This is a genomic window from Lentilactobacillus kefiri (assembly GCF_009739535.1).
Taxonomy (GTDB): domain Bacteria; phylum Bacillota; class Bacilli; order Lactobacillales; family Lactobacillaceae; genus Lentilactobacillus; species Lentilactobacillus kefiri.
This window is the reverse complement of the sequence record NZ_CP029971.1, coordinates 874937-888280: the sequence shown is the minus strand read 5'-3', so window position 1 is coordinate 888280 and position 13344 is coordinate 874937. Positions and strand designations below refer to the sequence as shown.

14 protein-coding genes and 1 riboswitch are annotated in these 13344 nt (G+C 41.4%); of the genes, 7 read left to right on the top strand and 7 right to left on the bottom strand.

Translation table 11 applies throughout. The features are described 5' to 3' along the window. The first annotated feature begins 29 nt into the window (after positions 1-29). From rpsN to DNL43_RS04445, 3 genes are all read left to right on the top strand, one after another. Entirely contained in the window at positions 30-299 is a 270-nt protein-coding gene (rpsN, locus tag DNL43_RS04455) for a 30S ribosomal protein S14 (protein ID WP_054769067.1), read from the top strand. A 28-nt stretch (positions 300-327) separates the two neighbouring features. Beyond that, positions 328-444, top strand: coding sequence for a putative metal homeostasis protein (locus DNL43_RS04450; RefSeq protein WP_095344869.1), 117 nt, complete (start codon positions 328-330; stop codon positions 442-444). Positions 445-677: 233 nt separating this feature from the next. After that, positions 678-869, top strand: a complete 192-nt coding sequence (locus DNL43_RS04445) for a hypothetical protein (RefSeq protein WP_179286804.1) — start codon at positions 678-680, stop codon at positions 867-869. A gap of 473 nt (positions 870-1342) precedes the next feature. Here DNL43_RS04445 and DNL43_RS04440 read toward each other — a convergent pair whose 3' ends face one another. Beyond that, positions 1343-1729, bottom strand: coding sequence for a DUF805 domain-containing protein (locus DNL43_RS04440; protein WP_054769065.1), 387 nt, complete (start codon positions 1727-1729; stop codon positions 1343-1345). A gap of 510 nt (positions 1730-2239) precedes the next feature. Between DNL43_RS04440 and DNL43_RS04435 the strand changes: the two genes are divergently transcribed. Beyond that, positions 2240-2779 (top strand): hypothetical protein, encoded by a 540-nt coding sequence (locus tag DNL43_RS04435; RefSeq protein ID WP_054769064.1) that lies wholly within the window; start codon positions 2240-2242, stop codon positions 2777-2779. A gap of 163 nt (positions 2780-2942) precedes the next feature. Here the strand turns inward: DNL43_RS04435 and DNL43_RS04430 are convergent, their stop codons facing one another. Together DNL43_RS04430 and DNL43_RS04425 are read right to left on the bottom strand one after the other, a co-directional pair. Continuing rightward, a complete protein-coding gene (locus DNL43_RS04430) occupies positions 2943-4325 on the bottom strand; it encodes a class II fumarate hydratase (protein ID WP_056981021.1) in 1383 nt (460 codons plus the stop codon). A 12-nt stretch (positions 4326-4337) separates the two neighbouring features. Next, positions 4338-5957 carry a malolactic enzyme gene (locus DNL43_RS04425; RefSeq protein WP_054769063.1) on the bottom strand — a complete coding sequence of 540 codons (1620 nt, stop codon included), beginning with the start codon at positions 5955-5957 and terminating at the stop codon, positions 4338-4340. A gap of 217 nt (positions 5958-6174) precedes the next feature. Here DNL43_RS04425 and DNL43_RS04420 point away from each other — a divergent pair, with 217 nt between their 5' ends. Next, entirely contained in the window at positions 6175-7146 is a 972-nt protein-coding gene (locus DNL43_RS04420; RefSeq protein WP_054769062.1) for a D-2-hydroxyacid dehydrogenase, read from the top strand. Positions 7147-7269: 123 nt separating this feature from the next. Here the strand turns inward: DNL43_RS04420 and DNL43_RS04415 are convergent, their stop codons facing one another. After that, positions 7270-7806, bottom strand: a complete 537-nt coding sequence (locus DNL43_RS04415; RefSeq protein ID WP_056981019.1) for a cob(I)yrinic acid a,c-diamide adenosyltransferase — start codon at positions 7804-7806, stop codon at positions 7270-7272. A 303-nt stretch (positions 7807-8109) separates the two neighbouring features. Then, entirely contained in the window at positions 8110-10359 is a 2250-nt protein-coding gene (gene nrdJ, locus DNL43_RS04410) for a ribonucleoside-triphosphate reductase, adenosylcobalamin-dependent (protein WP_054769060.1), read from the bottom strand. A 506-nt stretch (positions 10360-10865) separates the two neighbouring features. Here nrdJ and DNL43_RS04405 point away from each other — a divergent pair. Continuing rightward, a complete protein-coding gene (locus DNL43_RS04405; RefSeq protein WP_054769059.1) occupies positions 10866-11420 on the top strand; it encodes a phosphoribosyltransferase family protein in 555 nt (184 codons plus the stop codon). Between the two features lie 93 nt (positions 11421-11513). Here DNL43_RS04405 and DNL43_RS04400 read toward each other — a convergent pair whose 3' ends face one another. After that, positions 11514-11876: a hypothetical protein gene (locus DNL43_RS04400; protein WP_054769058.1), complete on the bottom strand. Its 363-nt coding sequence runs from the start codon at positions 11874-11876 to the stop codon at positions 11514-11516. Then, positions 11873-12250 carry a hypothetical protein gene (locus DNL43_RS04395; protein WP_056981017.1) on the bottom strand — a complete coding sequence of 126 codons (378 nt, stop codon included), beginning with the start codon at positions 12248-12250 and terminating at the stop codon, positions 11873-11875. Before DNL43_RS04395 ends, DNL43_RS04400 begins: the two co-directional genes overlap by 4 nt. A gap of 118 nt (positions 12251-12368) precedes the next feature. Then, positions 12369-12467: riboswitch (TPP riboswitch) on the top strand. Between the two features lie 60 nt (positions 12468-12527). Between DNL43_RS04395 and tenA the strand changes: the two genes are divergently transcribed. After that, positions 12528-13226 (top strand): thiaminase II, encoded by a 699-nt coding sequence (gene tenA / locus DNL43_RS04390; protein ID WP_054769057.1) that lies wholly within the window; start codon positions 12528-12530, stop codon positions 13224-13226. Positions 13227-13344: the final 118 nt, after the last annotated feature.

The window sequence follows — 13344 nt, the reverse complement described above, 5'->3', positions numbered from 1 at the left end:
AATTACGATATTTGGAGGTATGATATTACATGGCAAAGAAGTCAAAAATTGCTAAGAACAAACGTCAAGAAGCACTGATTGCAAAGTATGCGGACATTCGTCGTCAGCTGAAAAAGGAAGGTAACTACGAGGCATTAGCCAAGTTGCCAAAGGATTCCAATCCCAACAGGTTACGTCATCGTGATGAGCTGGATGGCCGTCCACGTGGATACATGCGTAAATTTGGCATGTCACGGCTTAACTTCCGGAAGTATGCCCATCTTGGTCAAATTCCTGGTGTTCACAAGGCTAGTTGGTAATTCTTGATTTAACAAAGGAGTGATCAACTTGGAAAAACAGGATTTAGCGAGTGCATATCGTCGCCTAAAGAGTCCCAGTATCAAGGTTCGTAAACGGGCTTTGAAGATTATTCATGAAGCAAAAGCAAACAGGCAACATAACTAAATTGTGCATAAAAGCACCCCAAATGATTATGTTTAATCATTTGAGGTGCTTTATTTTACATGAATATTACATTTTTGGAATTGAATAGTATTTCCTTGACTTAGTATGGTTATCTTTGTAAGGTAATAATAACTTAAGATATTTCGAATCTCATATAAAAGTCATGGCACCTTTGATTTGGGAATTTAAGCGCGTTTCTATGTTGCTCACGGGGAAAGAGCGAGGCGTTGCCCATGAATATTAAGCGAATAGTGTTTTCGATCATTTTTGGAATATTGAATTTAGTTGCCGGATATTTTTTGTTCAATCCAATTATGCACATTGTTTATCGCCAATTTGAGGAAGCTGATCTCTACCAAATAATTGTGGTTTTAACGATAACCCTTATTTTGGATATCGGGACGTTTCAAGAGATTGCCGATTAGTATAGAAGGCTGACATCAAGACTTGGTGTCGGCCTTTTTAATTTCTGCTTAATTTCGTTAAATGTGGCGTGGTTACTGTTGATAGTAATCTTTTTTGCCAAGCTGAGTGTTTAGCCAGACGAAAAATAAGACGACAAGGAATAGCAGGATCCACAGGCAAATGAGCGTTACAATTATGACAACAAAGCCTAAGCCGCCATGTGTGGTAGAGGATTCAAGCAAATCCCAAAGGAAACTTTTATGTTGGAATAATAACTCAAGTGGGGTTGTAATCACATTCAAGATGAACACAAAAATGAAGAAGTCATTTACAGCGTGAACAGCTTTTCTTATCATGGAAGGTCTCCTTTGTTTATCTGATATGGTTTTTATGATAACATGAATGTTTTTTGGACCAATCTTTTATCGGAGTGAATGTTGGGAACAAAAAATGATGGTTCCCAGTATTAGTGAGAGCCATCATCCAATTGCATTTAAATTTGACTTTGATTTCTGCTCCACCGTGAATTTGAAACTCCGGGTAGAATCATCAAAATAAAGAACCAAATTGTTCCTAGCAGCGGAATAAGTTCAATTAAAATCCACCAGCCACTGCGATTGGTGTCGTGCAGTCGGCGAACTCTTAGCGACCAGGTCCCAATCCAAACAATTAGTACGATCAGCTTTGCAATATCGTTAATGTACCAGTCACCCCAAGTGTAAATGGTATTCAATGAGTGGCCCATGGCCAATTCAACAATCGTGACGGCAATGCCACCTAAGATGTAGTTCAAAATAATTGGCCACCAATATTGTGATCGGTTGGCTTTTGCGTTAAATGTAAAAATGTGACTCCAAAATTCTCCGTAACTCTTGATCATAGTTGACTCCTTATTTATAAATGAGGTACCGATAAAGTATATCACTAATCCGCGGAATCATGATGAATCTATTCCTGGAATAAATGTTCCCAAATGAATGTTTACGCTCCAGCTTTGTCCCTTGGAAAGAAATTTAATAGATGTATTTCGTACTTTCATTGATGTTAATCACCAAAAATTTACATTTATAATTGAATGTGCTATATTAGAACTACAAAAAATATTGGAATATTGATGCATCGAAGCCCTCAGCAGGCAAGAACTGCTGAGGGCTTTTTTCATGGCCGAATTGTCGCCTTAAATGTATCATTTATAATGTTTGCTATTAAGCCAATGTGCAAACAAAATAGAGATGAAAGTGTCCATACAATGTTTAATTACTCCTAATAAGCCTCCTAAAAATAATACCAACAGGTAAATGAGGAGTGGCATAACGTTATCGGGTTTCATTTTTTAAAAATAATGGTATATTAGGGAATACAAATTGCTTATTTGAGGATGTGGTGCTGCATGAGGGAAAAAGTTAAGATTAATAAGTCTATCGTAAAGGGTTTACTGCTGTATGGTGGACTGATATGGTTTGTATTGATTATTGCGATTATCCCCCATTTTGGGGGAATGATGGCCCTACATGACCCTGGTGATTTTGGGATTTCGAAATACACCATTGCGGACACTTTATATTTTGCGTGGCGGTTTCCACTTACATATCTAGTAGTTTCATTGATTCACACAAAGTGGTCAGTGGCATTCCCAGTTGGTTGGTATTATTCAATGTTTGCAATCTCAATGCTGCAGGTTGTAGTGGATCTCATGCGTGGCGATTTCTTTGTTGCATGGGTAATTCTGATCGATTCACTGGCGTTTGGTGCTGCCATTTACTTTTTCTCTCTGGTTACATTGAGGATCATTCATAACAATATGTTCATCAAAAGTGACAATTATTTTGTGCGATGGTTTGGTGCTTTGAAGATGTCACTGGGTGAATACTTGCAGTGGCTGTTGGGAACGTATGTGTTGTATTTGGTAGTTAATTTATTTGTGGATTAGTTGTACAAGACTCACAAATCTGAAAGTTATAGAATTTAAATCAGGTGATTCTCAAAAATGAGAGTCATCTTTTTGTTAACTTTGTTTGATGGATCTGAAATGGAAGGATGTTCCCATTCCCTGGAATATAAAAACTGGACTGCTCAATAGCAATCCAGTTGATTTATTTCCGGTCATTATTCGTCATATTAATGGGCTTCATCCACTTATCAAAATCTTCTGCGCTGACATAACCTAGTTTAATGGCGGCAGCTTTTAACTTTGTGCCGTCTTTGTGTGCTTGTTGAGCAATTTCAGCTGCTTTGTGATAACCAATGTGAGGTGAAAGAGCGGTGACTGTCATGAGTGAATTATCGACCAACTGTTTCATCCGATCTGGGTTCACGGTAATTCCGGCAACCATTTTATCAGTAAAGTTCTGCAGGATACCAGTCAGCAATTCAACTGATTCCAGGAAAGTATTGATGATAACTGGTTTATAAACATTCATCTCAAAGTTTCCCTGACTGGCAGCCACTTCAATGGTGGTGTCATTTCCCATTACCCTAGTAGTGGCCATTGTGATGGCTTCGGCCTGGGTGGGGTTAACTTTGCCTGGCATGATTGAAGAACCGGGTTCATTGGCAGGAATGCTCAGTTCACCATAGCCGGCCCGTGGACCACTGGCTAGGAAGCGAATATCGTTGGCAATCTTCAGTAAGTCGGCTGCCAGAGTTCGGATTGCGCCGTGAGTAACGGTTAATCCGGAGTGGTTGGCCAAGCCATAGAACTTGTTTTGAGTCTTAAATGGCAGATCATATTCTGTGGCTAATTCAGTAACCATTGCCTTGGCAAAGTCTGGAGCCGTGTTCAGACCGGTACCAACAGCTGTTCCGCCGATTGGTAATTCCAGAAGGGATTTGCTGGTTTCATTAATAAATTGAAGGTCATGTGTCAGTGCACTGGCCCAACCACTGATTTCCTGACCAAATGTGATTGGCGTTGCGTCTTGAAGATGGGTCCGACCTATTTTGACGACGTTCCAATACTGTTTTTGCTTTTCTTTGAGAACCGCAATCAGGTGTTCAATTGCGGGTTTCAGCTTCAAAATACTGGTGATCGCTGAAATATTCATTGCCGTTGGAAATGTGTCATTAGAACTTTGCGAGTGGTTGACGTCATCGTTGGGAAGAATCGTCACAGAACCGTCAAGCTGACGACAGAGGTTGGCGATAACTTCGTTAACGTTCATATTGGTTTGCGTTCCGGATCCAGTTTGGTAAACGTGAAGTGGAAAGTCGGCCATCAGTTTGGGTTCATTCAATGCCAAAAGGTTTCGGCAGGCTTTCTCAATTAAGTTTGCCTTTTTTTGATCCAGTGTCTTTTGAGTACCATTAACGACTGCCGCACACAACTTGATGTTAATAAGTGTCCGGATGACTTCAACTGGCATTAGTGGGCCAGTTGGAAAGTTATGCCTGCTTCGTTCAGTTTGTGGTCCCCACAGCGCGTCCTTTGGAACTTTGACTTGTCCGAGCGTATCTTCTTCAATTCGGTATTCAGTCATGATATCCTCCTGTTAATATTCCGGCTTCCATTGAGTTTCTTGAATTGCATCGGAAACCGAACTGATTGGATTTTGATTGAGTTTCTGATCAACTGCACTTTGGGCAACTGCTTCGGCAACCGTGTCCGAGAATGCACTCAGCTTGGAAACTGGTGGCAAGACTGCTGCTCCCGGCTGATTTGGATCGACGATTCCGCCTAATGAATGGGCGGCTGCCGAGATCATTTGGTCATTCAAGACAGATGACGAACTTGCGATTGCCCCCAGACCCAATCCAGGGTAGATTAAGGCATTATTTGCCTGGCCGATTTGGTAATCGATGCCATTGTATTGAACGACATCAGAAGGAACCCCGGTGGCAATCAATCCCTTGCCATTGGTCCATTTAATCAAATCTTCGGCAGTTGCTTCCAGCAGCTTGGTTGGATTGGAAATTGGGAAGATGATCGGTCTTTCTGTGTGGGCAGCCATTTCTTTCACGATTTCCTCGGTGAATGCTCCTGGCTGAGTAGAGGTTCCCACCATGATAGTTGGATGGATTGCTTTAACAACGGCAGTTAAGTTGGTGAGTTCATTTGCATTCGCAAACTCACTTCGCGATCTTGCAAATGGTTTCTGTTCCTGCGTTAAATCAGGGGTGTCGTCGAACAGCAATCCCTGTTTATCTACCATGTAGAAGTGCTTCTTCGCATCCTCTGGTGACAGCCCTGCGGCAATCATTTCATTATAGATTCGCTTCGTAATTCCGGCACCAGCCGTTCCAGCACCGAAACACAGATAAGTCTGGTCGGTTAATTTTTGCTTTGAAATGTTGAGGGCACCGATGATACCAGCCAGGACAATGATTCCAGTTCCTTGAATGTCATCGTTAAAGACGAGCTGGCTGTCTTTATATTTGTTTAGGATATTTGCCGCGTTGGAGCGACCGAAATCTTCAAAATGGAGGTAGACATCAGGAAATAATTTTTCGACTGCAGCGACAAATTTATCGATATAGGCATAGTAGCGATCGCCACGAACGCGGTGCTCTTTTAATCCCAAATACAAGGGATTATCTAGCAAACTTTGGTTATTGGTTCCGGCATCAATGACAACCGGCAAGACCTGACTTGGGTCAATTCCCGCAGCGGCCGTGTAAACCATTAGTTTACCAACGGTAATATCCACGCCTTGAGTTCCCCAGTCACCGATTCCAAGAATCCCTTCACCATCTGTTACACACAATAGACGGATGTCACGATCTTCAGCAGCGTTCTTGAGACTTTCTTCGATTGTGTCTGGATTTTCGATTGAAAGAAAGGCGGCATTTTGAGGTTGGATAAATAGCTCACTGTAGTTTTCGACAGTGGTGGCAATCGTCGGATCATAGACAATTGGCATGAATTCGGCAACATGTTGCGAAAACACCTTAAAAAACAGGGTTCGGTTCTCATTAAAAATGCTCATAAGCAGGGAACGCTTCTCAAGTGCCGATGATTGGCTTTGGTACTGTTGATAAACTTGGTCAGCCTGTTCATCTATAGTTTGTACTTTTGGCGGCAGCATGCCGACAATTCCGAGCTGCTGACGCTCAGACTTGGTAAAGCCAGTCCCCTTGTTTTTGAATGGGTCGTTTAAAATTGAGTTTGTCATTGAGTGATTGTCCTTCCTTAAAATGCCCGTTATTTATAAAGATATCATAACTCAAAAAATGATGGGCATAAAGCTGAAAACGCGACTTGGTAGGATTTCTTTGAAAGTTTGATGGGCTTATTTGCAAAATGACTTTGACATCAACTGTTTTATGGGGTATATTATAGTCAAATTTTAATCATTTTATAATCTAATTCAAATATAGGTAGGTGCGCTGATGAAAAAGATTTTGGCTTACAATATTTTGGGGTATGAAAAGGAATTTGTGTTGGAATGGGCTGCAGAACATCCAGATGTAAAGGTTGATTTCAACTCGATTGAACTGCACGACGACACCGTTGAACTTGCCAAGGGCTACGATGGGATTGACTATCGACAACGCAGTAAGCTTAGTGAGACGCCTGATTTATATCAAAAGCTCCATAGTTATGGCATCACTCAGTTGGCATTGCGATCAGCTGGAGTGGATTCATGTAATTTAAAGTGGGCGAAGGAAAATGGCTTGACGATCACCAATGTTCCGTCATATTCACCGGAAGCCGTTGCTGAAATGACATTGACCCACGCATTAAATCTGGTCCGCCACATTCCCCAATTTCAATCTCGAATTGCCAAAGACGATTACATTGTTGAAGGTCTTCGTTCACGCGAGCTTTCAGAAATGACTGTCGGTATCATTGGCGTTGGCCGAATCGGCAGCACAGTCGCCAAAATCTTCAAGCGGTTTGGCGCACGGGTCCTTGGAAACGATATAAAGGAAAACGACAAGTTCCGTGACGTGGTTGAGTACACGTCCAAAGAAGATATCTTCAAGAATGCCGATATTATCACGATGCACACATACATGAGTGATGATAATTATCACCTGATTGGCAAGGAACAGTTCAAGCAAATGAAGTCTTCAGCATTCTTCATTAACTGTTCAAGGGGACCAATTGTGGATACTGACGCGTTGATAGAAGCGTTGGAAAATCAAGAAATTGCCGGCGCTGGGATTGACGTGATTGAGAATGAAACAGAAATTTTCAATCAATCATTTGATGGGGAAATTCCGTTGAAGGCTTATACCAAGCTAAAAGCAATGGACAACGTTTTCTTAACACCCCATGTCGCCTTTTATACCGATATTGCCGTTCGAAACATGGTCAAACAGTCACTTGATGACACCCTCAAATTGATTAGCGGGTAATCAACTGGCCATACTATCAACGTCTAATAAGCATAAAAAAGGATAAAATAAAACAATCTAAGATGGATCCAGCCATAATGGCGTTTCATCTTAGATTGTTTTTTATTTGTATTATTTGAAAAATTATTGTTTGCTCTTAATTTCTTCGTAGCCTTCCAAATAGTTGGCATATCTGGCGAGGGCAAAGAGATAATCTGAAAGCCGGTTGAGGTATTCAAAGATCTCATCATTCAGTGGCTGCTGCTTATCGTTTAGTTCAATGACCATCCGCTCTGCACGTCTTGCTAATGAGCGGGCATATTGGAGAGCAGCTCCGGCTTGATTACCACCTGGCAATATAAATGCTTTAATCGCAGGAAGCTTAGCCATGATTTCGTCAATTTCAGCTTCGAGCTTTTTGGTGTCATCAAAAGTAATATTGTGATGGCGTTTAACGGTGATGTCCGCTTGAAGCTCATAGAGATTCCGTTGAACCGTTTGGATGCCAGGGGCAAGCTGACGGCTCTTTGGAGACAGAACAGAGACAACGTAGCCCAACCATGAATCCAGTTCGTCTAATGAACCCAGCGCTTCGATTTGGAGATCATATTTGGGAACCATCTTTCCTGTAACCTGCTTGGTTTTACCATGATCACCGACTTTGGTATAGATCTTTAACATGTTTTTACCTCCGAAATATATGTAATGAAAAAGGTCAGAGGCAAAATGTGTTTTGTCCTGACCTCATTCCGTGCAAATGATTATTTTTAACTTGATCCTTCGATGGGGGACGAAAAACCAAGGTGAAACACTTGGTTTGGTGGTAACTGATCTGCTAGGTTTTGTTTTGGTTCACTTTTACCTAGCTGAAACGTGTTCCGACGGGCCTGACGCTAACTTCTAAGCCAACTTTGGCTAAAACCCAAGTTCAGGGTTTCAACCAAAGTTATCTTAGAAACCGCGTCAACCAGCCCTCGTCACACTCTATTTTACCGGGCATGCTCCACCTATACAATCAGTCTGATCTACCAACTCGACACCCTTCTTATCATGGTTGCCGTTTTGCTTTGCGAAGACTGTTGCGACATCGCCATGGATTTCCATAACTTTGTCTTCGTAAGTCTTCTCATCAATTGGTTCCTTAGGAGCTTGTTTGAATTCATTTCCAACGTAAGGAAGCAATGATGTTGACTTGGTTGTGAAGCGGTATTGTCTCATCAATGGGGCAATTTGGTCACCTTCATTTGGTTGGAAGGTAACGGTACAACTAACCGCGTTGTCTGACCAGTAAGTCTGCAGGAAGGCTTGTGTTGCGAACTGTTCTGCAATCGAAACATTACCAGCTGAGGCGAAGTTCTTGCTGTCAGCGTGTGATGCGCGGATTGGGAATTCTGCAACCATTGTGCTCTTGGTGTAAACATCTGGTTCAACATGATAGCCACATGCCTTCAAAGCTGGAAGTAATGGATCTGAATCTTGGAAACGAATTCGTTGAATTAAATAACCTGCATAGTGGAAATGCATACCTTCAGAAACACCGGCTAATTTAGCAACAGTCCCTGATGGCTTAACAGTGGTGTGCTTGATTGATGGCTTGCATCCAAGTGTCTTGGAGTAGTTTTTATCAGCAGCTACAACCGCTTTGTAAAGACCATCGACTTCTTTAACAACTCGTGGGTCGTAAATTGGCTTCTTGATGGCTTCACCAGTTTCAGGATCAGTTGCATCTTCGTAACCAGTTACAACTCGGTTGCCAAACTTGGCAAGGATCCAGTCTTGGATACCTGACATTGAAATACCGATCCGACGGTTGTTTTCAATGACGTTACGTGAAACTTCCCAATCGTAGTTACTGAATGTAACCCGCTTTGAGAAACGAGTTCCCAAAGTAAATGCTTCGTCTAAGTCCCAACCTTGTTGGCTGGCAACATAAGGGAAGACTTCAAACAAGTTACATGGTTCACCGTTGGCTAATGAAATTTCACCACATGGGTTGGTTCCTTCAACGTTACCATCGATGTCTTTTTGCTTGCCATCAATTTTACGGCCGTAGTTCTTGGAAAGCTCCAAGTTAACAATTCCTGGTTCACCATTGTGTTGGATTGAATCAGCAACCGGACCGTAATTGTCAAATTCTGAATCAACGGCAACACTGTTGTTTGATGCCCAACGGTGATGGTAAAGCTTGTCTTTGTCCTGTTTCATTGTAATGAAGTCTTCATCGTCAGCTGAGCCTAAAGCTAATTCAGCTGAACGACGAACGTTTCCGGCAACAACAGTTTTACCAATTAAGTTACCAATATCAGTTGCATCAACGGATGACAAATGGCGGCCAACTCGTGAGTTCAGTAAATCGTTGATGTCGATTAACATTTCAATTAATGGCATTGGACCTGAGGCAGTTCCACCGAAGCCCTTGATCTTGGCACCTTTTTCACGGATGTCACTCATATCAAGAACAAGATCAGTCTTGCCATCAGCGTTGGTCCCGTTAAAGTGCATATCAATCAAATGAGCGTTGGCAATAACCCAACCTTCACGAGTATCTGGAAGACGGTAGTAACGAACGTCTTTGATTGAATGGTTCTTCAACCATTCATCTTTATCCATGGCACCCATATCAAGTGAATCTTTGTATGATTTACTGTTTTTATCAATGATTACCTTTAAGTCGATCTTGTTATCAACTAAAGGAATCTTGTGGATATTATTTTTAGTGACAGAAAAACCAACACCGCCGCCCTTCATCAATTGGTCGAACATGAATGAGTAAGGCATTGAAACGGCAGGAGTCTCTGGTTGAAGATACTCTGGCAAAATGTGGCTGTGACCGTATGATTGTGGACGCACAGCAATAAACCAACAGTTGTTTAAGGCATCACCGTTGCGATCCTGGTAGCTGGTACCTGAGATCCAAAGGTTACGTCCTGAAGGAGTAGCTGAGAGGCCATAAATCAATTTATAGAGCTTCTTAGCTTCTTCAGTTAAGGCATCAACAACTTGTGGGTCAACGTTATCTTCGTGTAAACGAGGATCAAGGTTAATATTACCTTCAACAACTCGCTTAACAGTTTCGTCCCAGTTTTCGGTACGGCCTTTTTCTGGAATCCAACGTGCATAAGTTCGTTTGTAGGTAACCCAGCCTAATTCGCCCCAGTGTGGTGTAACTTCTTCTTTAACTTTGTTTATAAATTCATCAGATAGTGAAACTGATGAAAGTTTCATAGCTTGCATAATCGTTCCTCCTATGTACATTATAATCGCATTTCTCTCGAATTGCTTGAACTGATACTATATATAGTATATCCAACTGACCTAAGAAGCAATATATTGTGTATTCCCAGGATTTGCTTGTACCGTGCATAATCGCATGAAGTCGGGGATTTAAAGAATTAAAAATTTTTTTGATCACACTGAGAGGTACATGACGGATAACAAATAGTTGTGTTGATTGCACCAGAAATTGCCCATATCTAGTCAATATGTCGGGGTATTGTTTTCTACCGGACCACATTATGTGCCGTCACGAAAACGATTTGTCACGTAAAAACAACGGATCGGTGTTTTTTCAATAAAATTCGTGTTTAGGCATTATTTTATGGATAAAGTTAACAAAATAGAGTATTATCATATTCATAGACGAACAATAATCCGATAAGACATCATATCATTTCTAATTAATTCGTAAAATTCGTTATTTTCATACTTTTCTTTCTATATATAGGGGCTGGAGGACAACAATGCAGAAACAATATGAATTAACCATTGGTAAATTAAAGCGGACATTACCAATTATCCCGATTACCGATACAGCAGCAATCGCTTCGTTTGTCTTGCTTGGGGACGCGGAATTGACCCGGTATGCCGCAAAAGAGTTGGCCAAGCGGATTAATATTCCCTTTGACTATTTGGTGACTTTGGAAAGCAAGGGCATTCCATTGGCCCAGGAATTGAGCTTGATTACCCATCATCCACGATACTTTGTGTTGCGAAAAAGCGTGAAGGCTTATATGAGAAATCCAATCGCCATTGGCATGCGTTCAATTACCACTGATTACCATCAGAAGCTGGTATTGGATGGATGTGATGCAGAAGAACTTCGTGGTAAGCGGGTCATTATTGTTGACGACGTGATCAGTACCGGCGGATCATTGGCATCTGCAGAGCATCTACTTACAAAAGTCGGCGCAAATGTGGTTCAACGCTGCTCAATTTTGGCTGAGGGCCCCGCAGCAAACCGGGATGATTGTGTATTCTTGAATACCCTGCCAATTTTTGCTGTGAAGAATGCCTAGTCATTTTAGAACTTCATCTGTATAAATGAAAGAAGGAGCCACAAATCCCAATTGAGATTTGTGGCTCCTTTTACTTGTTCCGGGATGTGTTGTTCACTCGATTCCCTTGTACTTGGCAAATCCATCTGTCAGGAAGTTTGATAGTGCTATCCACATAAATATGGGTTCAAGATTATTTTGCGGGCCGAGTTTAAAGAAGAGGTATATAAAGACAAGACTGGTTGAAATCAGTATTACCATGGGAATAAGTCCCCGCCGATAATTGTGATAATCGAGGTTGGGATGACGATCATAAAAATTTTCACCTGTGAAGAGACACCAAGAAATTAAAGCGATAAAGAGAAGACTGTACGCCCAAACAGGATCAAAATTAGCGATTTCTATAAATGGGTAAATGATAGCTACGAGGATTACTGGCGTATTTGTAAACAGCGCATATTTGTAGTTGAATGTCATGTGGTCTGCCCCCTATACGTTTTAAATCCACTGATTGTCGCGTTATATAAACCAAAAATTAATAGATAGCCGACTGGGGTTTTTGCAAAAAAGTCGAATATGACTAACACCATCAATATGATGGTGTTAATAGCAAAGACAACATTTGCCACGGTATTGAACTCAAAGTGCTGCGGGTCCAACTCTGGATGTCGCTTGAAGAATGGCTTGAAATATCGATAGTGAAAGAAAACATATAGGACCGAAAAAATACCTGTCGCAGCCAATATAGCGATAATCGTATTTGATATGTATACGTGAACCAACAAATAAAGCGCAATAATGGGAACGTATGGCGCAAAACAAATCAATGCAACCTTATAATTGAATTTCATAAAACAACTCTCCTTATCGTTAAATCCCCACCCTCAGAAAATTGTTGTTTTTAGCCTATCATATAAGAAGAAAATTGCAAAACTAATCAAGAAATATGGTAAACTTTGGTTATTCAAATAAGATCACTAGGGGTGCCTTGTGCTGAGATGGCAATTTGCCAATCCCTTTGAACCTGATTTGGTTAATACCAACGTAGGGAAGTGGAAAAATGATAACAACATGCGCCAAGTCCGGTCACGTTCTGTTTGAAAATTTTGCTTTAAGGAGCATTGACCCATGAAATTTTCTGAAGAATTAGTGGAAGCTGGACAACCAATTTTACACAAGATTTATCAGCATCCGTTTGTCGAGGGAATCGGCAATGGCAATTTGCCTAAAGAAGCGCTGACCTTTTATGTCGGTCAAGATTACAATTATCTGAATGCGTTCATCAAGGTGTACGCCGCTGCCATTCAAAAGTCGCAAACCCGGGCTGATATGGCAATCTTCGCAAAACAAATCGATTTTATTTTGCATAGTGAAATTCACCCCCACCACAATTTCTGCAATGTGGCTGGCGTTAAATATGAAACTTTACAGCATGAACCCCAAGCTCCCGGCACCTATCTTTACAATGAACATATGTATCGTTCGGCACGGACGGGAGATTTGATTGATATTGTTGCGGCAATGACACCATGCCCATGGACCTATTTGGAAATCGCAAACCGGTTTGTGAAGCAGGGTAAGAACACTGATGACAATGTCTTTAAACCGTGGATTGAGTTTTATGCCGATATGGGCGATGACGGCGACAGCATTCTTACTCAGCTGTTTGACCTGATTGATCGCGAGGCGGAACATTACGACCAGCATCATTTGGATGTCGTTAAGGAAGAGTTCCTGAAGAGCTGTGAACTGGAGTGGGAATTCTGGGATCAGGCTTATCATCAAAGAAGTTGGCACTTTATTAAACCAATGAAGCAGTATCGTTAATTCAAAAAGGAGAGTGTGACAAAAGGCGTTTTGATCCCGGAATTTAAGGGCATAAATTGATTATTCCTGGTTTTGGAATGATTGGTTTATGCTCTTAAATAGCCGGGATCAGCCGATT